This window comes from Streptomyces sp. NPDC043427, assembly GCF_056436655.1.
This window is the reverse complement of sequence record NZ_JBWKCC010000049.1, coordinates 24,426-49,865: the sequence shown is the minus strand read 5'-3', so window position 1 is coordinate 49,865 and position 25,440 is coordinate 24,426. Positions and strand designations below refer to the sequence as shown.

28 protein-coding genes are annotated in these 25,440 nt (G+C 70.2%); 15 read left to right on the top strand and 13 right to left on the bottom strand.

Annotated features, from left to right (window positions below; translation table 11 throughout):
* The first annotated feature begins 196 nt into the window (after positions 1–196).
* Complete coding sequence (locus AC067M_RS44055) at positions 197–433, top strand: hypothetical protein (RefSeq protein ID WP_478702629.1); 237 nt, start codon at positions 197–199, stop codon at positions 431–433.
* A 109-nt stretch (positions 434–542) separates the two neighbouring features.
* On the opposite strand, the gene AC067M_RS44050 is transcribed toward AC067M_RS44055, so the two are convergent.
* Positions 543–1,621 (bottom strand): IS630 family transposase gene (locus AC067M_RS44050; RefSeq protein WP_478702628.1). Its coding sequence is split into 2 segments (ribosomal slippage): positions 543–1,120 and positions 1,120–1,621, totalling 1,080 coding nucleotides; the frame shifts between segments, so codons are not numbered across the junction.
* 226 nt (positions 1,622–1,847) lie between these two features.
* Between AC067M_RS44050 and AC067M_RS44045 the strand changes: the two genes are divergently transcribed.
* Positions 1,848–2,198: a GatB/YqeY domain-containing protein gene (locus tag AC067M_RS44045; protein WP_478702635.1), complete on the top strand. Its 351-nt coding sequence runs from the start codon at positions 1,848–1,850 to the stop codon at positions 2,196–2,198.
* Here AC067M_RS44045 and AC067M_RS44040 read toward each other — a convergent pair.
* Complete coding sequence (locus AC067M_RS44040) at positions 2,195–2,392, bottom strand: hypothetical protein (RefSeq protein WP_478702627.1); 198 nt, start codon at positions 2,390–2,392, stop codon at positions 2,195–2,197. The two genes, AC067M_RS44045 and AC067M_RS44040, sit on opposite strands and share 4 nt — an antisense overlap.
* Positions 2,393–2,413: 21 nt before the next feature.
* Here AC067M_RS44040 and AC067M_RS44035 point away from each other — a divergent pair, with 21 nt between their 5' ends.
* On the top strand, positions 2,414–2,986 hold the full coding sequence (locus AC067M_RS44035) for an EF-Tu/IF-2/RF-3 family GTPase (RefSeq protein ID WP_478702626.1): 573 nt from the start codon (positions 2,414–2,416) through the stop codon (positions 2,984–2,986).
* On the opposite strand, the gene AC067M_RS44030 is transcribed toward AC067M_RS44035, so the two are convergent.
* On the bottom strand, positions 2,971–3,882 hold the full coding sequence (locus AC067M_RS44030; protein WP_478702625.1) for a helix-turn-helix transcriptional regulator: 912 nt from the start codon (positions 3,880–3,882) through the stop codon (positions 2,971–2,973). The genes AC067M_RS44035 and AC067M_RS44030 overlap by 16 nt on opposite strands.
* Before the next feature lie 111 nt (positions 3,883–3,993).
* Here AC067M_RS44030 and AC067M_RS44025 point away from each other — a divergent pair, with 111 nt between their 5' ends.
* The 3 genes from AC067M_RS44025 (at position 3,994) to AC067M_RS44015 (ending at position 6,950) form a co-directional block, all read left to right on the top strand.
* The gene (locus AC067M_RS44025) at positions 3,994–5,436 is read left to right on the top strand and encodes an MFS transporter (protein WP_478702634.1); all 1,443 of its coding nucleotides are present in this window, start codon (positions 3,994–3,996) and stop codon (positions 5,434–5,436) included.
* A gap of 84 nt (positions 5,437–5,520) precedes the next feature.
* Positions 5,521–5,739, top strand: coding sequence for a hypothetical protein (locus tag AC067M_RS44020; RefSeq protein ID WP_478702624.1), 219 nt, complete (start codon positions 5,521–5,523; stop codon positions 5,737–5,739).
* Positions 5,740–5,810: 71 nt separating this feature from the next.
* Complete coding sequence (locus AC067M_RS44015; protein ID WP_478702623.1) at positions 5,811–6,950, top strand: serine hydrolase domain-containing protein; 1,140 nt, start codon at positions 5,811–5,813, stop codon at positions 6,948–6,950.
* Here the strand turns inward: AC067M_RS44015 and AC067M_RS44010 are convergent.
* Together AC067M_RS44010 and AC067M_RS44005 are read right to left on the bottom strand one after the other, a co-directional pair.
* The gene (locus tag AC067M_RS44010) at positions 6,947–7,537 is read right to left on the bottom strand and encodes a TetR/AcrR family transcriptional regulator (protein ID WP_478702622.1); all 591 of its coding nucleotides are present in this window, start codon (positions 7,535–7,537) and stop codon (positions 6,947–6,949) included. The two genes, AC067M_RS44015 and AC067M_RS44010, sit on opposite strands and share 4 nt — an antisense overlap.
* Positions 7,538–7,562: 25 nt before the next feature.
* Complete coding sequence (locus AC067M_RS44005; RefSeq protein WP_478702621.1) at positions 7,563–8,573, bottom strand: aldo/keto reductase; 1,011 nt, start codon at positions 8,571–8,573, stop codon at positions 7,563–7,565.
* Positions 8,574–8,750: 177 nt separating this feature from the next.
* Between AC067M_RS44005 and AC067M_RS44000 the strand changes: the two genes are divergently transcribed.
* Positions 8,751–9,857, top strand: coding sequence for an endonuclease/exonuclease/phosphatase family protein (locus tag AC067M_RS44000; RefSeq protein WP_478702620.1), 1,107 nt, complete (start codon positions 8,751–8,753; stop codon positions 9,855–9,857).
* 113 nt (positions 9,858–9,970) lie between these two features.
* Here AC067M_RS44000 and AC067M_RS43995 read toward each other — a convergent pair whose 3' ends face one another.
* Entirely contained in the window at positions 9,971–11,353 is a 1,383-nt protein-coding gene (locus AC067M_RS43995) for a glycine--tRNA ligase (RefSeq protein ID WP_478702619.1), read from the bottom strand.
* 195 nt (positions 11,354–11,548) lie between these two features.
* Between AC067M_RS43995 and AC067M_RS43990 the strand changes: the two genes are divergently transcribed.
* The 4 genes from AC067M_RS43990 to AC067M_RS43975 all read left to right on the top strand — a co-directional run bounded on the left by AC067M_RS43990 (position 11,549) and on the right by AC067M_RS43975 (position 14,673).
* Positions 11,549–12,505 carry a metal ABC transporter substrate-binding protein gene (locus tag AC067M_RS43990; RefSeq protein ID WP_478702618.1) on the top strand — a complete coding sequence of 319 codons (957 nt, stop codon included), beginning with the start codon at positions 11,549–11,551 and terminating at the stop codon, positions 12,503–12,505.
* A gap of 17 nt (positions 12,506–12,522) precedes the next feature.
* Positions 12,523–13,299 (top strand): metal ABC transporter ATP-binding protein, encoded by a 777-nt coding sequence (locus AC067M_RS43985; RefSeq protein WP_478702617.1) that lies wholly within the window; start codon positions 12,523–12,525, stop codon positions 13,297–13,299.
* Entirely contained in the window at positions 13,299–14,201 is a 903-nt protein-coding gene (locus AC067M_RS43980; RefSeq protein WP_478702616.1) for a metal ABC transporter permease, read from the top strand. The genes AC067M_RS43985 and AC067M_RS43980 overlap by 1 nt, the downstream gene beginning before the upstream one ends.
* Before the next feature lie 61 nt (positions 14,202–14,262).
* Positions 14,263–14,673 (top strand): Fur family transcriptional regulator, encoded by a 411-nt coding sequence (locus AC067M_RS43975; protein ID WP_478702615.1) that lies wholly within the window; start codon positions 14,263–14,265, stop codon positions 14,671–14,673.
* A 67-nt stretch (positions 14,674–14,740) separates the two neighbouring features.
* Here the strand turns inward: AC067M_RS43975 and AC067M_RS43970 are convergent, their stop codons facing one another.
* The 4 genes from AC067M_RS43970 to AC067M_RS43955 all read right to left on the bottom strand — a co-directional run bounded on the left by AC067M_RS43970 (position 14,741) and on the right by AC067M_RS43955 (position 18,114).
* Entirely contained in the window at positions 14,741–15,571 is an 831-nt protein-coding gene (locus tag AC067M_RS43970) for a glycosyltransferase family 2 protein (RefSeq protein ID WP_478702614.1), read from the bottom strand.
* 259 nt (positions 15,572–15,830) lie between these two features.
* Positions 15,831–16,682, bottom strand: a complete 852-nt coding sequence (locus AC067M_RS43965; protein ID WP_478702613.1) for an isoprenyl transferase — start codon at positions 16,680–16,682, stop codon at positions 15,831–15,833.
* A 29-nt stretch (positions 16,683–16,711) separates the two neighbouring features.
* A complete protein-coding gene (gene recO, locus AC067M_RS43960) occupies positions 16,712–17,461 on the bottom strand; it encodes a DNA repair protein RecO (protein WP_478702612.1) in 750 nt (249 codons plus the stop codon).
* Between the two features lie 26 nt (positions 17,462–17,487).
* Entirely contained in the window at positions 17,488–18,114 is a 627-nt protein-coding gene (locus tag AC067M_RS43955) for a DUF1266 domain-containing protein (RefSeq protein WP_478702611.1), read from the bottom strand.
* Positions 18,115–18,257: 143 nt separating this feature from the next.
* On the opposite strand from AC067M_RS43955, the gene AC067M_RS43950 reads away from it, so the two are divergent.
* Entirely contained in the window at positions 18,258–19,745 is a 1,488-nt protein-coding gene (locus AC067M_RS43950) for an alpha/beta hydrolase (RefSeq protein WP_478702610.1), read from the top strand.
* Between the two features lie 28 nt (positions 19,746–19,773).
* Here AC067M_RS43950 and AC067M_RS43945 read toward each other — a convergent pair whose 3' ends face one another.
* Together AC067M_RS43945 and AC067M_RS43940 are read right to left on the bottom strand one after the other, a co-directional pair.
* A complete protein-coding gene (locus AC067M_RS43945) occupies positions 19,774–20,991 on the bottom strand; it encodes an abortive phage infection protein (protein ID WP_478702609.1) in 1,218 nt (405 codons plus the stop codon).
* 103 nt (positions 20,992–21,094) lie between these two features.
* Entirely contained in the window at positions 21,095–21,526 is a 432-nt protein-coding gene (locus tag AC067M_RS43940; protein WP_478702608.1) for a phosphatase domain-containing protein, read from the bottom strand.
* Positions 21,527–21,607: 81 nt separating this feature from the next.
* Here AC067M_RS43940 and AC067M_RS43935 point away from each other — a divergent pair, with 81 nt between their 5' ends.
* Entirely contained in the window at positions 21,608–22,156 is a 549-nt protein-coding gene (locus AC067M_RS43935; RefSeq protein WP_393630418.1) for a SigE family RNA polymerase sigma factor, read from the top strand.
* Entirely contained in the window at positions 22,153–23,118 is a 966-nt protein-coding gene (locus AC067M_RS43930) for a hypothetical protein (RefSeq protein ID WP_478702607.1), read from the top strand. The genes AC067M_RS43935 and AC067M_RS43930 overlap by 4 nt, the downstream gene beginning before the upstream one ends.
* Before the next feature lie 75 nt (positions 23,119–23,193).
* Here the strand turns inward: AC067M_RS43930 and AC067M_RS43925 are convergent, their stop codons facing one another.
* The gene (locus AC067M_RS43925) at positions 23,194–23,403 is read right to left on the bottom strand and encodes a DUF2180 family protein (RefSeq protein WP_478702606.1); all 210 of its coding nucleotides are present in this window, start codon (positions 23,401–23,403) and stop codon (positions 23,194–23,196) included.
* A gap of 392 nt (positions 23,404–23,795) precedes the next feature.
* On the opposite strand from AC067M_RS43925, the gene AC067M_RS43920 reads away from it, so the two are divergent.
* Complete coding sequence (locus AC067M_RS43920; RefSeq protein ID WP_478702633.1) at positions 23,796–25,430, top strand: ABC transporter substrate-binding protein; 1,635 nt, start codon at positions 23,796–23,798, stop codon at positions 25,428–25,430.
* Positions 25,431–25,440 lie beyond the last annotated feature (10 nt).

The following is a 25,440-nucleotide window of genomic DNA, read 5'->3' as shown; positions in this document are numbered from 1 at the left end:
CCGCCGAAGGAGGCGAGCGGGTGAGGTTTCGACGCCCCCGCTCACCTCCGCGGCCCTCACCGCGGCCCCGACACCCCGGTGACGACCCCGTCGAAAAGACCGCGAACGTGCTGTTCACAACTGCCACAGCACCTTCACCAGGCTCTCCCACCTGCCGCACAACGCCCATCAGTGCCAAACAGTCCCAGGAGGAAACATGCGCACCCGTACAGCCATCACAGCCGTCCTGCTCGCCCTCGCCGCTACGACAGCCGCCTGCAGCAGCAGCAGCAGCGACAAGCCCGACCTCGCCGCCTGCAAGGCCGCTTTGGAGAAGCAGGTCAAGGACCTCAAGGGCACACAAAGCAAGCGCCCCGACGCATGCGACGGCGTCGACGCCAAGACCATGGGCCAGTACACCCAGGAGATCTTCGACGACCAGACGACCAAGTAAGTCGAGGACCTGGAGACCTCGACGGAACTCCGCCCCGAACAAGCCGAAAGGGTCCGTCAGCAAGCTGACGGACCCTCATGCAAGATCGAGGTTACCTGACTTCGGCTCGTCAGGGTGACTCTGGGTCGTCGAGGGCCAGGCCGGTGCCGGCTATGAAGCCGTCGAGGGTGTCGGGCCGGTACTGCAGGCGCTTGAGCCGGTTGCGTACGAGGGCTTCGAGTCGGTTCAGGGCGACTACGGCGAGGTTGGCCAGGCTGCGCTTGACGTGCGCCCATACCCCCTCGACGGGATTGAGGTCGGGCGAGTACGCGGGCAACAGGAACACCGTCAGCCATTCACGCTCGGCGATCAGTTCACGCATGGCGTGGGAGACGTGAGTGTTCAGCCGGTCCCACACCAGCACGATCGGTGCCTTGACGAGGTGGTGGACGCCGTCGATCAGCGCGATGAAGTCGCGCTCGCCCATGCTGCGGCGCTTGCCCTTGCCCGCGGGGTGAGTGCGCAGGCGGTGGCACAGCCGGGTGCGGGAGCCTGGCCGCATCGCGATCAGCCCGGCCACTGACAGGCGCCCCGAGCGGCGGCCGCTGACAGTCACGACCGGGGTGCGGCCGCGCCGGCCCCAGGTGCGTCCTTTGGGCGGCCGTCGGGTGAACCCGGCTTCGTCCTCGAAGCAGATGTAACCTCCGCAGGCCGCCCGGGCTCTTTTACCTCGGCCCAGGTCGCCTCCTTCCACGCGGTCACGGCCTGCTCGTCGCGTTCGGCGACCCGCCGCGCGGGGACCTGCGGACTGAAGCCGAGCCGGTGCATCAGCCTCGTGGCACCCGAGACGCTGTAGGAGACGTGGAACTTCCTGCCGATCAGCGTGGCCACCCTCGCCGCGGTCCACACCTGGTCCTCCACCCAGCCGTGCGCGGCCGGCCCCTGCTCGAGATACCCGGCGAGTTTCTCCAAGCAGCGCGGCGACAGACGGCATCGCGACCCGCTCGGACCACGGGAAGCCAGAGCCTCACGACCACCGTCCCGCCACAGCTGGTGCCACTGGTAGGCCGATTTCAGGCTCACCCGCAGGCGCCTTGCGACCTCCGGCGGCTTGATCTTCTGCTCGAACAGCTCGGCCGCCTGCATCCGTACCGTTTCCCGGCGCTGCCGCCCCGCAGCGGTCAGTCCGCCCCCATCCGCATACCTCACACAGCACGGGATACAGCCACCGCTTCAGGCCCTTCAGGGACTTCGCAAAGATTCACCCTGACGAGCCGAAGTCAGTAAAGGTCTCTAGCTGGCCAATCCAGGCCGACGCCGCAGGCCGCGTCGCAGGCGCTGCCCTCGTCGCTCGCCTTTGCGGGACCAAGGATGCGACCATAAGGTCTCCGTCATGTCATTACGTCTTCGAATGCGTCAGGCCCTGCCGGAAGCGATGCGTGCCCGCGACAAGGCCGCGGTGAGCGCACTGCGCGCAACGCTCGCCGCGGTGGACAACGCCGAGGCGGTGCCCGTGGACGAAGCCGCGCTGCGTGGCGTGGCCCTCGAGCAGTCGCCGGTCGGTGCCGGCGCCACCGAGGCGGCGCGGCGTGAGCTGAGCGAGCAAGGCGTGGCGGAGATCGTGCGCGCCGAGGCCACCGAACGCCTGGAGGTCGCAGCGCAGTTGACCACCTCCGCACACGCTGACCGAGCCGAGCGACTCCGTGCGGAGGCCGCCGTGCTGCTTCGGCTCCTCGACGGCCCCGTCACCACGCCACCCTCACCGGCCGAGATCCGCGAACCCTAGCCGGAGACCTGGTACTGGCCGACCTCCAGGAACCAGCGCATTCCTCGGGGTTGCCGACGCTGAGAGCCTTGCGGGCGGCTGTCCGCAGCGCGGGGGTCGACGTGGAGGTCGGCGGCCAGGGCGGGTGCGGCGCACAAGAGGGCCGGAGCGACGGCGATCGCCGCCACGGTTACCGCCAGGCGAGACATACGCACGAAAAGGGGGAGCGGGGGCTGATGCGTGCCGGGGAGAAGCCGTTCCTCATGCAGGTCGACGATGTCTTCCCTCTGAACCAGGGCAGGCTGGTCATGGCGACGGGTTGGATCGAGCGTGGACGGGTCCGCAAGGGCGATGAGGTGGAGTTTGTCGGCCTCGGTGGCGACGCGACCGCCCGCGTGACCGACATCGACGCGCACGGGCTGCGCCTCGACGAGGCGGCTGCGGGCAGGAACGTGGGACTTGTGCTGCCGGGTGCGATGGCGGGGGGCGTGGAGCGGGGGCAGGTGCTCGCGGCACCAGGCTCAATCAGCGCGCACATCGGCTTCGTTGCGGAGATCACCCTGCTCTCGGAGGAACAGGGTGGCGCGGAAGTGCACACCGGTGACGGCCTCTACTTCTACCTACGCACATGGGGAGGGAGAGGCCTCGTGACGCTGCCCCATGGAAGGGACGCGCTGCATCCGCTCCACATGGCCACAGTGAGAGTCACGCTCGAACGGCCCGTCGCTCTTGAGGACGGCCAGTCCTTTCCCTTCCGCCACCACGGTCGCGCCGCCGGCACAGGGACCGTCACTCAACTTCTGCGCTGATTCCCGCGGCTCAGCGCCAGCTCCTGCAGCCTCTCCAGCCTCTCCCTCGACTCCTCGTCCACCGGCACATACGTCACCACCCGTGCCCCGAAGTCCGGGTTGAGCCACAGGTCGGTGTGGTGGAGGGTGAGGAGGCCGACGTGGGGGTTGAGGAATTGCTTGGTCTTGCTGCGGGCTGCCACGACCTCGTAGCGGTCCCAGTTTTCGCGGAACTCCGGGGATTCCGCTGTCAGGCGGTTGACCAGCATCTTCCAGGCGGGCTCGCCCAGGTGGCCCGCCATGGAGGCGCGGAACTTCGCTGCCATGAGGCGTCTGGCCTCGTCGAGGTGGACGATCGCCGCGCGCCAGTCGGGGTTGGTGTGGATGAGGACGAGGCAGTTGCGGTCCTCGGGGGGTACGGCGTCGAGGTCGCCCAACAGGCGGGCGTACGTGCGGTTGTAGGCGAGGATGTCGTAGCGGCTGTTCTGGATGCAGGCCGGGATGGGCTCCAGTTGGCACAGCATCTGGCGGAGGGCCGGGGTGACGCTGGGGCACTCGGCGGCGGGCGTGGGGTCGGTGGAGCCCGCGAGTTGGAAGAGGTGGGCGCGTTCACCGGCGTCGAGGCGGAGGGTGCGGGCGAGGGCGTCCAGGACCTGGACCGAGACCTGGATGTCCCGGGCCTGTTCGAGCCAGGTGTACCAGGTGACACCGACCGCGGAAAGCTGGGCGACCTCCTCGCGGCGCAGGCCGGGGGTACGTCGGCGGCGGCCGCGCGGCAGGCCCACCTGCTCGGGGGTGATGCGCTCGCGACGGCTGCGCAGGAAGGTGGCCAGCTCGTGCCGCCGTATCTCCGAGCCGTCCGAGCGGTCCGAGCCTTCCGAGCGGCGCGGGATCGTCTGCTCGGCCATGGTCGTCATACCCTCCAGCGTGCCGCCATCCGGACCCTGTTGCCAGGTACTCCTTCTACCAGGATAAGGAGACTCTGGTACCAGGCTCGGGGTGGGCGGAGGGTCGTCCTCGTGACCGACATCCAAACCGACACACCCGTGATTCCCTCGACCTCATCCCCGGTCGGCTCCCCCGCCGCGCCACCCGCGCTCAGCGGCCTCGGCCTGTTCACCGTACTGCTCGCCGCCGCTCTCCCCCTCATCGACTTCTTCATCGTCAACGTCGCCCTGCCCACCATCGGCGCGGACCTCGCCGCGAGCGAGGCGGTGCTCGAACTGGTCGTCGCCGGGTACGGCCTCGCGTACGCCGTGTTGCTCGTCCTCGGCGGCCGGCTCGGCGACCTGTTCGGCCGGCGCCGGATGTTCCTGGGCGGAATGGCGGCCTTCGGTCTGACCTCGCTGGCGTGCGGACTCGCGCCCGACGCGTGGACGTTGGTCGCGGCGCGCGTCGCGCAGGGCGCGTCGGCCGCGGCGATGCTGCCGCAGGTGCTGGCCACCATCCAGGCGACCACGTCCGGGGCGCGCCGCGCCAGGGCGATGGGCCTGTACGGCGCCACGGCCGGGCTCGCCATGGTCGCGGGCCAGATCCTCGGTGGTGTGCTGGTCGCCGCCGATCTCGCCGGTACGGGCTGGCGCTCGGTATTCCTCGTCAACGTCCCCGTCGTCGTGGTCGGACTGGTGCTCGCCGCCCGGTACGTGCCGGAGACCCGCTCCTCGCACCCGGAGCCGGTGGACGGTCCCGGCACCGTGCTGCTCGCCGTGTCGCTGCTGACGCTGCTCGCTCCGCTCACCGAGGGCCGGGCGGCGGGCTGGCCGCTGTGGACGTGGCTGTCGCTGGCGGCGTTCCCGTTCGCGGCGGCGGGCTTCTACGCGGTGGAGCGCAGGGCGGACCGGCGGGGCCGTACGCCCCTGGTGCCGCCGAGCCTCTTCGCGGCGGTGTCGCTGCGGCGCGGTCTGGTGCTGCTCGTGCCGTTCGGTATCGGCTTCAGCGGGTTCATGTTCGTGATCGCGGTGGCGCTGCAGCGGGGCGCGGGGCTCGGACCGGTCGCTGCGGGGCTGGCGCTCGCGCCGATGGCGGTGGCGTTCTTCTTCGTCTCGCTCGCCGGTCCGCGACTGGTCGCCCGGTACGGCACACGGGTCGTACCCGTGGGCGCCGTGCTCCAGGGCGTCGGCGTGGCCCTGATGGCGTGGGCCGTCTGGCGGTCCTGGCCGGACCTGGGCCTCGTCGAACTGCTTCCCGGAGCGGCGGTCGCCGGCGCCGGGCAGGCGCTCCAGCTTCCCGTCGTGCTGCGGATCGTCCTGTCCGAGGTGCCGGCGGCCCGCGCCGGGGTCGGCAGTGGCGTGATGATCACCACTCAGCAGTCGGCGCTGACGCTGGGCGTGGCCACCCTGGGCACCCTCTTCCTCTCCCTGATCCCCGGCCTGGGCATGCGCGACGCCCTGGTCACCACGCTCCTGGTGCAGTTGGCGGGCATCGCCCTGACCGGACTGCTGAGCCTGCGGCTGCCCCGTACGACGGGGTGAGGCAGGCGCCCACGAAAGCTACGGCTTGGCCAACTGATCGTACGGAAATCCCCGTTGATGTTGGTCCTGCCCCACACTGCTCGCATGCCACAGAAGACCACGAGCACAGTGAGCCGCTGGGACCAGCACGGCCGCGAGCACGTCGTCCGGGTACAGCGCACCGGCGTACAGCGCACGGTCAGATGCGACACCTGCGGCTGGCGCCAGGGGGCTCAGTTCCTGCCCTGGCTGAAGGCCGAGGAACACCTGGCGGAGGCCCACCAGGCGACCGTGGATCCCTCGGAGGGGTCGCGGCAGCGATGAGTTCCGGGTGCGTGAGGAGTCGTAGCCAGGGAGAGTGACGACTCGTACGCACCGCACCGGAAGGCCGGCCCATGAGCGCTCTGCACAAGACCCTGCGACGGTACGTCGACGACGGCACGGTGCCGGGAGCGGTGGGCCTGGTGGCCCGTGGCGACGAGGTGGAGGTGGTGGCCGTCGGCTCGGTCGACGCCGACGGCTCCGCCCCGATGACCCGGGAGTCCCTTTTCCGGATCGCCTCGATCACGAAGCCGATCACGGCGGCGGCGCTGCTGATGCTGGTGGACGACGGGCGGCTGGCGTTGGACTCGCCGGTGGCCGAGTGGCTGCCGGAGCTCGCGGATCCGGTCGTGGTCCGTACGCCGTCCGGTCCCGTCGACGACGTCGTCCCGGCCGCCCGTGCGATCACCGTCGAGGACCTGTTGAGCTCCCGGCCCGGGTGGGGCTTCCCCTCGGACTTCGCCCTCCCGGCGGTCCAGGCCCTGTTCGAGGTGCAGAAGGACGGACGGGCCCCGCAGGAGTATCCCGACCCGGACAGCTGGCTGGCGGACCTCGCCCGGGTGCCGCTGCTGTACCAGCCCGGTGAGGCGTGGCTGTACCACACGGCGTCCGACCTGCAGGGCGTCCTGATCGCGCGGGCTTCGGGGAGTGCGCTCCCCGACTTCCTGGCGGAGCGGTTGTTCGAACCGCTGGGCATGAAGGACACGGCGTTCGAGGTGCCGGAGGCGAAGCGGGGGCGGTTCACGACCGCGTATCGGCCGGACGGAGCGGGGTCGTTGGAGGTGGCGGACCGCCCGGACGGACAGTGGAGCCGGGTCCCGGCGTTCCCCTCGGGCGGCGGAGGCCTGGTCTCGACGGTCGACGACTGGCTGGCCTTCGCCAGGTTGCTGCTGGACGGGGGCGGCCGACTCCTCTCCCCCACCTCGGTGAGCCGTATGACGAGCAATCACCTGAGCGCGGAGCAGCGGAAGTCGGGGGAACTCTTCCTGGAGGGTCAGGGCTGGGGCTACGGCGGTCAGGTCGACGTCGATGCCGTGGACCCGTGGAACGTGCCCGGCCGGTACGGCTGGGTCGGCGGCACCGGCACCACCGCCCACGTCATCCCGGCCACGGGAACGGTCACGATCCTGCTGACCCAGGTCGCGATGGAGAATCCGACGCCGACACCGCTGATGCGGGAGTTCTGGCGATGCACCGCGGGAGGACGGTCCTAGGGCCTCAGCCCCCGTACCACCAGGTCCACGACCGCCTCGAACTCCCGCTCCACGCCCGGCTGTTCCCACTCCCGGGCGTGGCACGGGTCGTGGAAGCGGTCGGTGGCGTGGAAGACGGCGGCGGCGGTGGCCGCGGGGTCGGGGGCGGCGAAGGCACCGGAGTCGACGCCCGCGCGGACGATCCGTTCCAGCTGGCCGGTGAGATCCGCGAGGTGTTCGGCGACCGTGCCGCCGTTGTCGTCGGTCAGCACCGTGTACGTGGCGAACAGCTCGGGGTCGCCGCCCGCCTTGCGGCGCTTGGCGGCGAAGAGGGCGGCGAGCCAGTCGCGCAGGCGGGCCTCCGGCGGGCGGTCCTCGTCGGCGGCGATGCCGGCCAGCGCCTCGGACGTACGGTCCAGCCAGCGCTTCGTCACCGCGTCGCGCAGCGCGGCCTTCGTCCGGAAGTGCCGGTAGACGCTGCCGTGACTGACGCCGAGCGCGCGGGCCACGTCCACCACGGTGGCCTTGGCCGGACCGTAGCGGCGCAGCACCTCCTCGGTGGCTTCGAGGATGCGCTCGGCGGTCAGGATCTCGCTGGTCGGTGCCATGAGGAGACGGTACCGGGAGGAGAGGTCAGCGCTCGCTGTCGAGGTGCGCCATCGCGGCAGGCGCGTAGCGCTCCCCGGCAGCCGCGTCCGCCGGTACGGCCTCCTCGACGGCCGCGAGGTCCGCCTCGTCCAGGGTGACGTCCAGCGCGCCCAGCGACTCCGCCAGCCGCTCCCGCGTCCGGGCGCCGATGAGCGGCACGATGTCCTCGCCCTGGGAGAGCACCCACGCGATGGCGATCTGCGCGACGCTGACGCCCTTCTGCTCGGCGATCTTCCGAAGTGCCTCCACCAGGTTCAGGTTGTGCTGGAGGTTCTCGCCCTGGAAGCGGGGCGAGAAGGCGCGGAAGTCGCCCGCGCCGAGCTGCCGGTCGGCGGTGAAGTGGCCGGAGATCAGTCCGCGGGAGAGGACGCCGTACGCGGTGATGGCGATGCCCAGTTCGCGGGTGGTCGGCAGGATCGACTCCTCGATCCCGCGCGAGATGAGGGAGTACTCGATCTGGAGGTCCGAGATCGGCGCGGTGGCGGCGGCCCGGCGGATCGTGTCGGCGCCGACCTCGCTCAGGCCGACATGGCGGACGTATCCCTTCTCGATCAGTTCCGCGATCGCGCCGACCGTCTCCTCGATCGGTACGGCGGGGTCGAGCCGGGCGATGCGGTACACGTCGATGTGGTCCACGCCGAGGCGCTGCAGCGAGTACGCGGCGAAGTTCTTCACGGCGGCCGGGCGGCCGTCGTAGCCGGACCATGCGCCGTCCGGGCCGCGCAGCGCGCCGAACTTCACGCTGACCAGGGCCTGTTCGCGGCGAGCGGCGGGGGCGGTGCGCAGGGCCTCGCCGATAAGCAGCTCGTTGTGGCCCATGCCGTAGAAGTCGCCGGTGTCGAGGAGGGTCACGCCCGCCTCCAGGGCGGCGTGGACGGTGGCGACGGACTCGGCCCGGTCGGCGTCGCCGTACAAAGCGGACATGCCCATGCAGCCGAGGCCGAGAGCGGAGACCTGGGGTCCGGTGGTTCCGAGGGGACGGGTTCGCAATGTCATGACGTCAGCCTCGCACGATGACTGACAGATTTCAATATCTGTCAGTCGTTACTTGTTATTCGTCCGGTCGCCTGGACGCGTGCCCCGAGGACAATGAGAGATGTCGGCGTGCAGTCACCTCGGCGGCGCCTGCCCGTCGGCCCCGACGGCTCTCTGCGCCGCCGTGGGAGGCGAGCCATGACCATCCGGATCGGCACCTTCAACGCGGAGAACCTCTTCCGCCGCCCCAAGGTCTTCGCACTCCAGGACGACACCGAGCGCGACAGCATCCTGGAGGACTTCAACGAACTGGTCGCCCTTCTCGAGAAGGACACCTACGAGCCCGCGGACAAGGACCGGATCGCCGAGCTGATCGAGGAGCACCAGGTCCACAACGGGGAGGAGGACAGCCCCCGGCCGTTCTTCATCAACGAGCTCAAGGGAACGGGCGCCAAGCTCTTCACGGTGAGCGGGCCCGTGGACAACCCGACCATCACGATCGTGGCCAAGGGGCGGGGCGACTGGCCGGGCTGGGCCGAGCTGGTGCGCGGCGACCTCAGCTGGCAGGCCGTACAGAACACCGCGCGCGTGGTCGCCGAGGTGAACGCCGACATCCTGCTCACGGTGGAGGTCGAGGACCGCCTCACTCTGGAGCGCTTCAACGAGCACGTCCTCGGCGAGACGCTGGGGCACCAGCCGTACCCCTTCAACCTGCTGATCGACGGCAACGACCCCCGTGGCATCGACGTCGGGATCCTCAGCCGCCACCCCATCACGTCCGTGCGGTCACACCTGTTCGACCCCGGGCAGGGCGGCCGGCGCCTGTTCAGCCGGGACTGCCCCGAGTTCGAGATCGCCGTCAACGGAACGCCCCTGTGCATCCTGGGCAACCACTTCAAGAGCAAGCGGGGCGGCGGCGCGGGCCTGCGCGCGGCCCAGGCCAAGCGCGTCCGCCAGCTCTACGAGGCCGCCCTCCAGCGCTCCGACCACGTCGTCGTCGCCGGCGACCTCAACGACTTCATGGCCAGCCCGCCGGTGAAGACCCTCCTGGACGCGGGCCTGAAGGACGCGATGACCCACCGCACCTACGTGGGAGACCCCGGCACCCACGGCCCCGGCACGGGCGAGGACGACAAACTCGACTACGTGATGTTCTCGCCGGCCCTCTGGGACCTGGTCGAGCACGTCGAGGTGGAGCGCCGGGGCGTATGGGCCCCGAGAACCTTCAAGCCCTTCCCGACGGTGACGTCGAAGGCGACCCAGGCCTCGGACCACGCGGCCCTGTACGCCGACGTGGACCTGTAGAAACGCCGAGTTCCCCGACGCCCTCAAGGGGCGCGGGGAACTGCGCGACCAGCCACAACGAACCCGCAGCCGGCAGAAGACGGAGCCCGGCAGACGCGCCCCCGGAAAACCGACTAGCAGCCGACGAGCCGCCCGGCCAGGTACCCCTCGATCTGGTCCAGCGACACGCGCTCCTGCTTCATGGAGTCCCGCTCACGCACCGTCACCGCGTTGTCCTCGAGCGTGTCGAAGTCGACCGTCACGCAGTACGGCGTACCGATCTCGTCCTGGCGACGGTAACGACGCCCGATCGCGCCGGCGTCGTCGAACTCGATGTTCCAGTTCTGACGCAGCGCCTGCGCGAGCCCCTTCGCCTTCGGGGACAGCTCGGCGTTCCGCGACAGCGGCAGCACCGCGACCTTCACCGGCGCCAGACGGTGGTCGAGGCGCAGCACCGTCCGCTTCTCCAGCTTGCCCTTGGCGTTCGGCGCCTCGTCCTCGACGTACGCGTCCAGCAGGAACGCCAGCATCGCGCGGCCGACACCGGCCGCAGGCTCGATGACGTACGGCGTCCAGCGCTCGCCGGCCTCCTGGTCGAAGTAGAAGAGGTCCTGGCCGGAGGCCTTGGAGTGCGCGGTGAGGTCGTAGTCGGTGCGGTTGGCGACACCCTCCAGCTCACCCCACTCGTTGCCGCCGAACTGGAAGCGGTACTCGATGTCGGCGGTGCGCTTGGAGTAGTGGGAGAGCTTCTCCTTCGGGTGCTCGTACCAGCGCATGTTCTCCTCACGGAGGCCCAGGCCGGTGTACCAGTTCCAGCGCTGCTCCATCCAGTACTCCTGCCACTTCTCGTCCTCGCCCGGCTTGACGAAGAACTCCATCTCCATCTGCTCGAACTCGCGGGTGCGGAAGATGAAGTTGCCGGGCGTGATCTCGTTGCGGAAGGACTTGCCCATCTGGGCGATGCCGAACGGCGGCTTGCGGCGCGAAGTGAGCTGCACCTGGCCGAAGTTGGTGAAGATGCCCTGGGCGGTCTCGGGGCGCAGGTAGGCGATGGAGCCGGAGTCCTGCGTCGGGCCGAGGTGCGTCGACAGCAGCCCCGAGAACTGCTTGGGCTCCGTGAAGGTGCCCTTGTTGCCGCAGTTCGGGCAGTTGAGGTCCGCGAGGCCGTTCTCCGGCAGGCGCTTGTGCTTGGCCTCGTAGGCCTCCTCCAGGTGGTCCGCGCGGAACCGCTTGTGGCAGGAGGTGCACTCGGTCAGCGGGTCGGAGAAGGTGGCGACGTGACCGGAGGCGACCCAGACCTCGGGGGCCAGGATGACGGACGAGTCGATACCGACCACGTCCTCGCGCGACGTCACCATGTAGCGCCACCACTGGCGCTTCAGGTTCTCCTTGAGCTCGACACCCAGCGGTCCGTAGTCCCAGGCGGCACGCTGACCGCCGTAGATCTCACTGCAGGGGAATACAAAGCCACGGCGCTTGCTCAGGCTGACGATGGTGTCGATCTTGTCGGCGGCCACGGTGCTCTCTTCATTACGACGACGGGCGACGAAGCGAGATGCTTCCAGCGAATGCTTCAGCGTACCGGCGGGGGCTGGCCCTCATCCAAATCGGTGCCGCCCTCACCGTGCCCTTTGGGCACGTTCCATCCCTTACTCCGCCCTTACCCGGGACGTTGTTGACAACCGTTTCCATATTTGTTGAAAATGACTGTCATGAACGTACGACGACTCATACCGGCGACCGCGGTCGCGGCGACCACCGCGCTCGGCCTCGCCACCCTCTCGGCCTGCTCCGCCGACAGCGCAGCCGCAGGCAACACGGACAAGTTCGACGTCGTCGCGTCGTTCTACCCGATGGCCTTCCTCGCCGAGCAGATCGGCGGCGACCACGTCCACGTCACCAGTCTCACCGAACCCGGCCAGGAACCGCACGACCTGGAGATCAGCGCCAAGCAGACCGTGGCCCTGGAGAAGTCCGACGCGGTCCTGTACCTCAAGAACCTCCAGCCCTCCGTCGACGACGCCGTCGCCCAGTCCGGAGTGAAGACGAAGATCGACGCGGCTTCCCTCACCTCGCTGGAGAAGCACGGCAACGAGGTCGGCGGTCACGCGGCCGAGCACGACGACCACGAGGACGACGAGCTGGCCGGCCTCGATCCGCACATCTGGCTCGACCCGGTGCGCTACTCCCAGGTCGCCGAAGGCGTCGGCAAGGCCTTCGAGAAGGCCGACCCCGACCACGCGGCCGACTACGAGAAGAACACCGCGGCCCTGGTGAAGAAGCTCGGCGACCTGAACACCGAGTTCAAGGACGGCCTGGCGAACAGCAAGTCCAAGGTCTTCATCACCACCCACGCCGCCTTCGGCTACCTCGCCGAGCGCTACGGCCTGACCGAGGAGGCCATCAGCGGCCTCGATCCCGAGTCGGAGCCGAGCGCCGCGCGCGTGAAGGACCTTGAGAAGATGGCCAAGGCCGACGGCGTCACCACCGTGTTCTACGAGACGCTCGTCAGCGACAAGACCGCGAAGACCGTCGCCAAGGACGCCAACCTGAAGACGGACGTCCTCGACCCGATCGAGGGCATCACGAAGAAGTCCCGCGGCACGGACTACTTCTCGGTCATGCAGTCCAACCTCAAGGCACTGCGGACGGCCCTGGGAACCAAGTGATCGTTACGGAGGGCGTCATGGACGCGAAGGCCGAGCCCATCTTGTCACTGCGCGGTGTCCGCGCCGAGCTGGGCTCGCGTCCCGTTCTGCGCGGTATCGACCTCACCGTGCACCGCGGTGAGGTCGTCGCGCTGCTCGGCGCGAACGGCTCCGGCAAGTCGACGGCCGTGCGCACCGTCATCGGACAGGTGCCGGTCAGCGCCGGGGAGGTCGAGCTGTTCGGCACGCCCCGCAGGGCTTTCCGTGACTGGGCGCGTGTGGGTTACGTACCGCAGCGCACCACGGCCGCGGGCGGCGTACCGGCGACCGTGACGGAGATCGTCGCCTCGGGGCGGCTGTCCCGGGCCCGTTTCGGCATGCTCCGCAAGGCCGACCACGCGGCCGTACGGCGCGCCCTTGAGCTGGTCGGCATGGCGGAGCGGGCCAAGGACTCGGTGAACGCGCTGTCCGGCGGCCAGCACCAGCGCGTACTGATCGCCCGCGCGCTCGCCGCCGAACCCGAACTGCTGATCATGGACGAGCCGATGGCGGGCGTGGACCTGGCGAGCCAGGAGGTGCTGGCGGCGACCCTGCGGGAGCAGGTCTCCCAGGGGACCACGGTGCTGCTCGTCCTGCACGAACTGGGCCCCCTGGAGCCCCTCATCGACCGGGCCGTCGTCCTGCGCGACGGCTGCGTGACGCACGACGGACCGCCGCCGCGCGCCGTCGGCCAGCATGCCCTGCCCGGCCACGACCACGTACACCCGCACGCTCCGGCGGGCGCCGAACCGATCCGCACGGGACTGCTGAGCTGATGGACTTCCTGAACTACGCCTTCATGCAGCGGGCGCTGCTCGCCGCCGTCCTGGTGGGCATCACGGCCCCCGCCGTCGGCATCTACCTCGTCCAGCGCCGCCAGGCCCTGATGGGCGACGGCATCGGCCATGTCGCGATGACGGGCGTCGGCCTCGGCTTCCTGCTGTCCGCGTCCCCGGTGTGGATGGCCACGGCCGTCTCCATCCTCGGCGCGGTGTTGATGGAGCTGATCCGCTGGTACGGCCGCACCCGCGGCGACATCGCCCTCGCGATGCTCTTCTACGGCGGTATGGCCGGCGGTGTGATGTTCATCAACCTCGCGCCGACGGGCTCCAACGCCAATCTCACGTCGTACCTCTTCGGCTCCCTGTCGACGGTCTCCGAGGAGGACGTGACCGCCATCTGCCTGCTCGCGGCCTTCGTGGTCGTGGTCACCCTCGGCCTGCGCCGCCAGCTGTTCGCGGTCAGTCAGGACGAGGAGTTCGCGCGGGTGACGGGCCTGCCGGTGCGGGCCCTGAACCTGCTCACGGCGGTCACGGCGGCGGTGACGGTGACGGTCGCGATGCGCGTGGTCGGACTGCTCCTCGTCTCCGCCCTGATGGTCGTTCCCGTGGCGGCGGCACAGCAGCTCACCCGCAGCTTTGCGGCGACCTTCGCGATCGCCGTGGCCATCGGCGTGACCGTGACGATCGGCGGCACCGTCACGTCCTACTACCAGGACGTGCCGCCCGGCGCGACGATCGTGCTGCTGACCATCGCCGCGTTCATCCTCATGACGGCCCTCGCCGCGCCGCTGGCCAGGCGCAGGGCACGCGCGCTGGCCGCCGCGCACCCCGCAGGGGATCCCGCGGAGTGCACGATTCCGGCCACCCGGGAGCCCGCCGACGGGGTCGGCGTCTGACCGCGCACAGCCCGGGCTGGCACAATGGCCCGGCAGGTTCAGACGTGTGAGGAGGCAACCGGTGACGACCGCAGGACCGCCCGTGAAGGGCCGCGCCACCCGGCAGCGGGCCGCCGTGGCGGCGGCCCTCGACGAGGTCGACGAGTTCCGCAGCGCGCAGGAACTGCACGACATGCTCAAGCACAAGGGCGACTCCGTCGGCCTGACCACGGTCTACCGCACGCTGCAGACCCTCGCCGACGCCGGCGAGGTCGACGTCCTGCGCACCTCCGACGGCGAGTCCGTCTACCGCCGCTGCTCCACCGGCGAACACCACCACCACCTCGTCTGCCGCACCTGCGGCAAGGCCGTCGAGGTGGAGGGACCCGCGGTGGAGAAGTGGGCCGAGGCGATCGCGGTGGAACACGGCTACGTCAACGTGGCGCACACGGTGGAGATCTTCGGCACGTGCGCGGAGTGCGCCGCCAACTGAGCCGGAGGCCGGGGCCGCCGCTGCGGACCCGGCACTCGGTCGTCACCACAGCGAGGCCGCCTCGCCCTCAGACCCTCGACCCGCTCGTGAACCGAGCCGGTGCCGACGCGCCGCTCCTCGGCATCGGCCTGCGGACAGTGCTGAACAGCCGGGCCAGGACGGCCGAGCGGCCCTGGTCCGCCGTGTTCGGCGCGATGGCGGCCACCCCTGCCTGGAGCCACTGGTCCCACTCCGGCCGGTCGGCCGGATCCAGACGCCCGTGGGCCTCGGCCATGTCCAGGATCCTGGTGCCTATCTCGGTCGCCATCGAGCCCCCGTGGAAGCGGTAACGGCTGCCGACGACCCCGAGGTGACACACGTTCACCCGCCCGTCCGACAGGGCGACGGAGATGTTGAGGAAGGTCTCCACACCGAAGTCCGGCGGCAGCGGGGCGGCACGCAGGAGACGGGTGCGGACGGCGCGGTTGCCCGTGAGGGCGTTGGCCCCGTGGAAGCCGACCTCCGGGAAGAACCGGGCGGTGAGCGGCTCGTAGATGGTGAACGTGGACGCCAGGATGGTGCCGGGATGGTCGTACTCGTAGTCACCGACCACGTGGTCCGCCGTGCCGCCGGCCGCGGCCTCGCGCAGCACCGCGGCGACGTTCCGTTCCGACGTGACGAGGTCGGCGTCGAGGAAACACGTCCACTCGCTGTCCACCGCCGACACAGCCAGTTGCATGGCCGCGCCCTTGCCGAGCGGGCCGCTGAGCACCTCCGCACCGGCCTCGCGAGCCCGCCGGGCCGTGTCGTCGGTCGACCCGCTGTCCACGACCAGGACCCGGTCGCCGGGCTGCGCGGCATCGAGGGCCTGACCGACGATCGTGGCCACCGTGGCCTCTTCGTTGTGTGCTGGAATCACGAAAGCGAACAAGCGGAACCCCCGTTTAAGATCGAGCAGTCGCTCATGATCTTAAATCGCACACGCGCGCGGCCCTATTCCCGCCCGAAGCAACGCTCCCGTTCGTCCAGGTCACAGAGCGTACTGCCCTTGGCGATCGGACGGCATCCGGCCCTGAAGGCGGTCCCCTTCTCGTCGCAGAGCATTCGCACGAGGTAGCGGTTGCCCTTCGTGGCTTTCGTACCGTAACTGTCGCCGTGCGGCAGGTGCGGCCCGGCTGCTATGAAGTGGCCTGCTGGTCTGGAGTCTTTCCTTCCATGGCCAGGAGTTCCTCATTCGGGATCGCCCCGCCGAAACGGCGGTCCCTGGAGGCGAACTCCACGCACGCCCGCCACAGGTCGCGACGGTCGAAGTCCGGCCACAGCACGTCCTGGAAGACCATCTCGGCGTACGCGCTCTGCCAGAGCAGGTAGTTGGAGGTGCGCTGCTCACCGCTCGGGCGCAGGAACATGTCCACGTCCGGCATGTCGGGGTAGTACAGGTACTTCGCGAGGGTCTTCTCGTTGACCTTCGAGGGGTCGAGGCGGCCCGCCTTCACGTCCTCCGCGAGCGCCTGCGCGGCGTCGGCGATCTCCGCGCGGCCGCCGTAGTTCATGCAGAAGTACAGCGTGAGGCGGTCGTTGTCCTTGGTCTGCTCCTGGGCGATCTGGAGTTCCTTGGCGACCGACTTCCACAGCTTGGGCATCCGGCCCACCCAGCGCACCCGGATGCCGAGCGCGTCGAGCTGGTCGCGGGTCTTGCGGATGAAGTCGCGGTTGAAGTTCATCAGGAAGCGGACCTCGTCGGGCGAGCGCTTCCAGTTCTCGGTGGAGAAGGCGTACAGCGAGATGTTCCTCACGCCGATCTCGACCGCGCCCTGCAACACGTCCAGCACCCGCTCGGCGCCGACCTTGTGCCCCTCCGTCCGCGGCAGTCCGCGCTCCTTGGCCCAGCGCCCGTTCCCGTCCATGACGATCGCCACATGCTCGGGGACCAGCTCGCCGGGGAGCTTCGGCGCGCGGGCGCCGGACGGGTGCGGTTCCGGCTTCCGGTACTCGCGGCGCTGGCGTCCCAGGATCCCGCGTACGACCATGGTGCTTCTCGTCTCCTCGTGCTTGCTTGCTAGGACTTTTCCACGTACCGAAGAGAGCGCAGCCCGCGCTCAAGATGCCAGTGCAGGTAGGCGGACACGAGCCCGCTGCCCTCCCGGACGTGCCGCGGCTCGGCCGCGTCCGCGGTCTCCCAGTCTCCCGTAAGCAGCGCGCCGAGGAGTTCCAGGGTCTGCGGCGACGGTACGACACTGCCGGGCACCCGGCAGTCGACGCAGACGGAGCCGCCGGACGCGACGGAGAAGAACCGGTTGGGCCCGGGCATCCCGCACTTCGCGCAGTCGGTGAAGCTGGGCGCGTACCCGTTGACGGCGAGGGAGCGCAGCAGGAAGGCGTCGAGGACGAGATGCGGCGCGTGCTCACCGCGGGCGAGGGTGCGCAGGGCGCCGACGAGCAGCAGATACTGCTGCACCGCGGGCTCGCCCTCGTGGTCGGTGAACCGCTCGGCGGTCTCCAGCATGACCGTGCCGGCGGTGTACCGCGCGTAGTCGGCGACGATCCCGCCCCCGTACGGCGCGATGGTCTCGCTCTGCGTGCACAGCGGCAGGCCGCGCCCGATCAGCTCGCTCCCCCGGGCGAAGAACTGCACGTCGACGTGGGAGAAGGGTTCGAGGCGGGCCCCGAACTTCGACTTGGTGCGCCGCACCCCTCGGGCCACGGCGCGTACCCGACCGTGACCGCGGGTGAGCAGCGTGATGATCCGGTCCGCCTCACCCAGCTTCTGGGTGCGCAGCACGATGCCGTCGTCGCGGAACAGACTCATGGCCCCATTCTCCCGTACGCCCGGAGTCAGCGGGCCCGGTCGGGGTGGGTGATGGTGTCCCACGGGGCCAGGTTCCAGGGGCTGGCCCGGTGGGCGGGGTCGAGCAGGGCGCGCAGATGGGTGTCGGCGGCGGAATGGGGAGCGGGCAGATTGCTGTTGGAGATGCTCTCCAGCCCCTCCCGCCACACCTGCCGCCCGAGCAGGTAGTGATCGGCGTACTCCCGCCATGAGCCGTACGTCCCCACCACCGCCGGCACGATGTTCTTCAACGCGGTCCAGGCCTCGGCCTCGGTGAGCATGCCGCAGCCGAAGCCGCGCCGGGAGATGTCGACGTACAGGGCGGCGTCCCAGGCGAGCGGCGAGACACCGAGCTGCCGGTGGGCACGCTCCCGGTACCCACTGCGCGCCAGCCCGTCGAGCCGGCGGGCCAGATCGTCCCTCGACGTGATCTCCCACTGCTCGGCCAGCCAGCGCCGCGCGCTGTCGTCATCGATGCGCGTGAACGGATACAGCGTCGTCCTCGAGGCGTTCCGGTCCCGGCTCACCGGCGCACTCAGCGACACCATCCACAACTGGTGCGTAGTGAGGGGGACGGGGTACCGGCGTTCGGTTCTGGGCCGCTTTCTCCATTTCCACATGCTCGACAAGCGCATGGGGCCGCACCCTATGTCACACCCGTGGGGAGAGCTTCGGGGGCGCAGGGCGACCCCGAGGACAGATGGGGGGGTAACCCCCCACCGAATTGCGGGTGTTGCCCGGATGGGGCGCATCGGTGTGATCCACGAGGCTCATGGGCATGAAGCAGATCGCGAAGATCCTCGCCGCCTCCGTCACCGTTCTCGGTCTCACCGCGCCGCTCGCGGGCTCCGCGTCGGCGTCCCCGTCGGGCCATGGCGCCGCCCCCTCCCTGCACTGGACGAACTGCGCGGGCGGCCCGGTCGCCCCCCGGCAACAGTGCGCCACCCTCGAAGTGCCGATGGACTACGCGCGTCCCGGCGGGCGCACGATCGACCTCGTGGTCTCCCGTATCCCCAGCGAGAAGCCCGCTGCGCGCCGGGGGGCTCTGCTGCTGATTCCCGGGGGGCCCGGTGGGTCCAGTCTCGGCGACCCGTCGGGCAAGGGGCAGAAGTTGCCGCAGGAGGTGCGGGACGCGTACGACCTGATCGGGTTCGCTCCGCGCGGGCTCGCTCCGTCCACCTCCGTCAGTTGTGGGCTCGAGCGTGCCGATCTCGCCCTCTCCAAGCTGCGTCCGTGGCCCGCGCCCGACGGGTCGGTCACCGACAACATGGTCACCGCGCGGCGGACCGCGGATGCCTGTGCGCGTAACGGTGGGGAGTTGATGCGGCACATCAGTACGGTGGCCAACGCGCGTGACCTCGACCGCATCCGGGCCGCGCTCGGCGAGCGGCGGATCTCGGCGTGGGGGGTGTCGTACGGGACGTACCTCGGCGCGGTGTACGGCGAGATGTTCCCGCACCGCACCGACCGTTTCGTCCTGGACAGCAACGACGACCCGGACCCCACCCGGGTCGCCCGTGGCTGGCTCGCCGGGCACGAGCGGGGTGTCGAGGACACGTTCCCCCACTTCGCCGCGTGGGCGTCGGCGCCCGGGAACCCGGACCGGGTGGCCCGGACGGCGGCGGAGGTGCGGCCGCTGTTCCTGCGGCTGGCGGCGCGTCTGGACCGCGAGCCGATTCCCTGGCCCGGCGCCAATCCCGAGGAGCTGAACGGGAACGTGCTGCGGCAGACCCTGTTGGACAGTCTGTACAACCCCGGCCGCTATCCCGAGATGGCGAAGCTGATGGTCGCTGCCGAGAAGGGCACCGTGCCGCCCGCTCCCGCCTCGCCGCCCGAGTCGGTGCTGCAGAACGTCACCGCGGTCGGCGCCGCCACCCTGTGCAACGACGTGGCGTGGCCCAGGTCGGCCGCCGCGTACCAGAAGGACGTCGACGCGAGCAGGAAGGCGTACCCGCTGACCGCGGGCATGCCGAGGAACGCGATGGTCTGTGCCGCCTGGCCCGACGCGCCCCGCCAGGCACCGGTGCGGATCACCGACCGGGGGCCGTCCAACGTGCTGCTCGTGCAGAACGAGCGGGATGTGGCCACCCCGCTGAGCGGCGCCCTGCGGCTGCGTGCGGCCCTCGGTGACCGTGCCGTCATGGTGACCGTGAACTCCACCGGCCACGACGCCTACCTCGCCCACGGCAACACGTGCGGCGACGACACGGTCTCCCGCTTCCTGGCGACGGGTGAGCGCCCCGACGAGGATGTCTACTGCCCCTGAGCCCGGCACGGGGTCCCGACCAGGACCGCTACTGCCCCTGAGCCCGGCACCGCCTGCCGTACTGCCGGGCCAGGGCGTGGAAGGCCTCCTTCGGTTCCCAGTGCCAGTCGGAGTCCGGGTCGTCGGGGTGGTCCTTGATGGGCTTGGTGATGGCGTAGCTCGCCAGGTCGAGGTCGTGGCGTGGGCTGTCGGGGCGGTGGGGGGCGTCCGGGGTGACGAACTCGAACGCCATCGCCGCGTACAGGCCCATGGATTCGCAGGCCTCCAGGACGTCGACGAGGTACGCGGCCTGGGTGCGCTCGCTGCGCACCAGCCCGCCCTTGATCTCCGGCGGGTCCTTGTCGTAGTCGACGACCGCCCAGCCCATGCCGTCCGTCTCCGGGGCACCCCGGTAGGCGCAGGTGCCGAACTCGGTGAGGGCCAGGGGCTTGCCCCAGCGCAGGTGCTGGCTCAAGTCGCGTACGTAGTCCGCCTGTCGGCGGTGGTAGCCGTAGTAGTCGATGCCCACCACGTCGAAGAGGTTCCAGTCGACCTCGTCGTCCGCGGCGGCCGCGTAGCTCAGCCGACCCCGGAAGACGGAGCGGCCGACCTTCGCGGCGCGTGCGGTGAAGCGGGCGAGGCGGCGTTGCATCCGGACGGGGTCGTAGGTGCCGTCGAGGAGGTGCTGGATGCGTTCGAGGACCGTGTCGCCGGGCAGGATGCCCGGGACGAACAGCCAGAACTCACAGCCGACGCTGAGGTCGACGCTCGCGCCCTGCCGCCGCAGCCGCTCCGCGAACCGGCCGGTCTCGGCGAGGTGGTCGAGGATGTCCCGCTCCGGGAGGTCCCCGAGGGTCGGCTGGAGCCAGACGTGCAGCCCGCGTTCGGCAGCCTCGGCGGCGGTGGCGGTGAGCCGTTCGACGCCGTCGCCGGTGACGTCGAGGGTGTCGGCGCGCAGTTCCTCGCGGATGACTCGGACGTCCTGACGCATCCGGGCCGTGCTGAAGGCGGTGCCCGGGGTCTCACCCGCGCCGACGGTGTAGACGACTCCCCGGTGCGCGAGCCCCCGCCCGCCGCCCCCGAGCCGGGCACCGACCGCCCCCCGCCGGGCCGCCCTCCGTCCGCTCGCCACCGCCGGCCCACCCGGCAGCACCGCCCCCGCGACCCCCGCGACCCCGACGGCCGCCGCCCCCGCGAGGAACCGCCCCCTGCCGATGCCCTCGTTACCGCCGTGAATGCCTTTGCTGTTCCCCGTCGTCTTCTCCATGCGCCCACTGTGCCGACGCCCACCCCCTCCCCGCTGTCGCCCGATGGTCTACGGCACCGCGACCAAGGTATGAGCCCGGCGCACTCCTGTACGGCCCCGGCCGTCACCCGAACCGTCGTACGTAGCGCCGCTGCCACGGCGTCTCCACCGCGCCCCGGGCGTAGTGGCGTCGTACGAAGGTCACCGCTTCCTCGGCGGGCACGCCGTCCAGCACGGCGAGGCAGGCCAGTGCCGTGCCCGTGCGTCCGCGGCCACCGCCGCACGCGATCTCCACGCGTTCGGTGGCGGACCGCTCCCAGGCCTCGGTGAGGGCGGCGCGGGCGGCGGCGCGGTCCGTGGGGAGGCGGAAGTCGGGCCAGCGGAGCCAGCGGTGGGGCCAGGCCACGTCGACGGGCGGCCGGCCCAGGAGGTAGACGCCGTACGACGGGACGGCGGCCGTCGGTTCGAGGGGGCGGCGCAGCGCACGGCCGCGGATCAGGCGGCCCGACGGCAGCCGCAGGACGCCCGGCTCCTGGGTGCTCCATTCTCTCTCCATGACCCCATTCCAAACGCCTGCCGGAACCCGGGCAACCGAATCCGCGCAACCGGTGGTCTGGAGGGCGAGGGAGGGTGCTTGATGCAGGCCGAACTAGAGGCCCAGTTCCAGGAATTCGTCAGGGCTCGCTGGTCCCGTCTGGTACGGACCGCGTATCTGCTCACCGGTGACGCGCACCACGCCGAGGACCTGACGCAGACGGCACTGGCGAAGGCGTACCGGTCGTGGCGGCGGGTCGCGCGCAGTGACAGCCCGGAGGCGTACGTGCGCCGGATGCTGGTCACCTGCAACAGCGACCGGTTCCGCAAGCGGCGGGTCAAGGAGGCGCTGACCGCCGCGCCGCCGGAGACGGCGGGGCGCGAGGAGGACGTACGGCGGGTCGACGAGCGGGGTGCGCTGCTCGCCGCACTGGCCCAACTGCCGCCCAGGCAGCGGGCGGTGGTGGTCATGCGCTATTGGGAGGACCTGTCCGAGGCGGAGGTCGCCGGTGTGCTCGGCTGCTCTCCCGGCACGGTCAAGAGCCAGGCGTCCAAGGCGCTGGCGAAGTTGCGTACGTATCCGGGGCTGGCCGGGGCGATGGACGCCCCCGCGCCCAGCCGCACGTCGTCGGCGCAGGGAGGCAGCAGGTGAACGGGGAGCGGCAGCGGGACTTCGACGAGCAGCCCGAGGGCGTGGACGGCGAGCGGGGGCCGGATTTCGAGGATCACGTGCGTGACCTGCTCGCCGAGGACGCGTACGCGATCCGGCCGTCGCCGGTGCCGTATCCCGCGATCCGGCGGCGAGGCGTGGTGGAGCGGCGTCGGCGGGTGGCGGCGGCCGGGGCCGCGTTGGTGACGCTGGCCGCGGTGCCGCTGGGGGCGTACGCGCTGTCCCCCGGCGACCGGGGCGTGAGCACGGCGTCGACACCCACGCCGTCGGTCAGCGCCCCGCGGTCCGCTGCGCCGACCCCGGCCGCGTCGCCGTCGGGGCCCGCGCGGCCCGCCACCACCGGCCAGCTTCTCGACGGGGTCACCTTCCAACAGGCCGTTCGGGGACTGGAGATGTGCCTCGACTACGACCAGCGGTACGGGGGCGACCGCCCGGGGCGCGAAGGGCTGGGGAAAGCGGCGGACTACCGGATCATCCTGGCGATGCACAGCACCGGCGACTCGAACGCGCCCGGTGACGGCATCTACGTGGTCGCGGTCAAGGAGCGGCCCAAGCAGACCCGGCTGATCTGCAACATCAGGAACGGTGAGGCCCAGGGCCTGAACACCAGCGTGGGCGGCACCTCGGTCGACGAGGGCAACGGGGCGGTGTACGCGGACATCAACAGCGGCAAGCTCTACCAGCAGTCCTTCCTCGACAAGGGCAACTGGAAGCTCCCGTTCCGCTGGGGGATCATCGGCACGGTGAAGCCGTCGGTCGCCAAGGTCACCGTCTCCTACGGCGACAGCGACAGCACGGCCGTGCTGGACCACGGCTGGTTCGTCGCCGCCGGCATGCTGAACCAGCAGGTCACCGAGGCTCCGCACATCAAGGGCTACGACGCCGGCGGCAAGCTCGTGTACGACTCCGACCAGGACAAGACGTACGAGCGGACGCTGCCGTAGCAGTTGGGGCCAGGCCGGGAGCGTGCCCGCGGACAGGCGGCACGCCCCGGCAACTCGTGTTCACCCACGCGACAGTCAGTGCGTGGTCTCAGCCAGGTCGCAGGTGTGGCAGACCACTCTGCGCGCCGCGCGGGCGCCGTAGGTGCGCCCCAAACCGGCCGCGTGAGAGATGTGCACCTGACGTACATGGGCGTGGTTCTCGCAGGTGGCCAAGCCGCAGCGCGAGCAGACACCAATGCCCTCGGTGTCAGTGCGCGCCTCCTGAAGGCAGTCGTAGCACCTCATGTCCAACTCCGGTTCTCAGAAGGGGTCGGGTGTGGCGGCTGGGAGGAAGGCGACTGATACCCACAGCGCGGAACAACACGCCAAATCACCACAAGTGGTCGATAAGGCGTAACCCGCTCGTGCCGTACACACCTGCTCAATGGACTCGAAAAGTAACGCCTACATTGGACTTTGTCAAATGTAGGACTTAGTCTGCGTTCCTGATCGACCATCAGCACCCGCCCCTTCTGGGAGCAACTTCCGCCCTTCACAGCGCCATTGGTCCCACCTCTGGCGACTGTGCCATTCGTGTGCGATCTCTTGACCGCCCCCACAGCCGCTCTTATGGTCGCGCCTGACCAAGCAGGACGTAGGACGTCGTATCTCCCCCCACTGGAGGAACCGTGCGCGACGTGACCCGCGACGTGACCCGCGACGTTCCGGCGCCGCACCGCCGGTCGTTCCTGAAGTACAGCGGCGCGCTCGGTGCGGCCGCCGCCCTGTCCTCGTCGCTGTCGGCCTGCTCCACCGGACCGGAGTCGACCAACGACACCGGTGGCGGAGGCGGCGGCAAGGACGGCACGCTGACCGCGGTCATCGGCTACGGCAACGACGGCAGCTGGGATCCGACGCAGACCGCGTCCGCGTTCTGCATGGCCGCCAACCACCACATCTACGAGGGACTGCTCGATACCGACCCGATCTCCCGCGAGCCGTACGCGGCCCTCGCGACCCAGGTGCCGGCCGACCTGAGCGGTACCTCCTGGAAGTTCACATTGCGCCAGGGGGCCACCTTCCACGACGGCAAGCCGGTCACCGCCGACGACGTGGTCTTCGTCTTCGACCGGATCCTCGACCCGGACACCCAGACCCTCGCCAAGGGCTTCTTCGCGAGCTGGCTGAAGGAGGTCCGGAAGATCGACGCGCGGAACGTCGAGCTGGTGCTGAAGTTCCCCTTCCCGGAGGGGGCCTCGCGGCTCACCCTCGCGAAGATCATGCCGAAGCACGTGTTCTCGCGGCCGGGGGCCTGGGACGACGCGACCAAGGGCAAGGCGGTGGGCTCGGGGCCGTACCGGCAGAGCGCGCACCACCCGAAGTCCAACACGACCTTCGAGGCGTTCGCCGACTACAACGGACCGCGCCGGCCCGCCTTCAAGAAGATGAACTGGCTGACGATCGTCGACGCCGCCCCGCGTGTCGCCCGGATCTCCGGCGCCGAGGCGGGCGCGCAGCTCGCCGACAACATCCCGTACGCCAACATCGCACAGCTGAAGAAGGGCGGCCTGTCGGTCGCGGGCGGGGCCGGGATGAACAACCTGTTCCTGATGTTCAACACGAAGCACAAACCCTTCGACGACGTGCGCGTCCGGCAGGCGCTGCACTACGCCATCGACACGGAGAAGATGGTGGAGGTCGCCCTGAAGGGGCACGGGACTCCGTCGAGTTCCTTCCTCGACGAGGGCAACCCGAGCCACCGGCGCGCGAAGACCGTCTACGACCACGACCCCGACAAGGCGAAGGCGCTGCTCAAGGCGGCCGGGGTCAGGGGGCTGAAGGTCGAGATCCTCTCGGTGAACGTGAGCTGGATCGTCGACTGTCTGCCGACCATCAAGGCGTCCTGGGACGCGATCGGCGTCGAGACGACGCTGTCCCCGCAGGAGACCACGGCCGTCTTCACCAAGATGGACCAGAAGCAGGACTACCAGGTCGTCGCGGCCGCCTCGAACCCCAACCAGTTCGGCCTCGACGCCGACCTGATCATGCACTACAACTACGGCCCGCAGAACCTGTGGATGCAGTACGCCCGCTGGGCCGACAACCCCGTGGCCAAGCAGCTCTTCCGGGCCATGGACCAGGCCACGCGCCAGTCCGACGCCGAGAAGAAGAAGCTGATGGTCCAGGAGTACATCGACATCGTCGCCGAGCAGGCCGTGCTCTACCCCGTCGTCCACAACGAGCTGATGACCGCCTGGGACCCGAAGCGGCTCGCCGGGATAAGAGCACAGCCGTACCCCGGCATCAACCTCCTCCAGGCCAAGTGGGTGTAGGAGCCGCTCG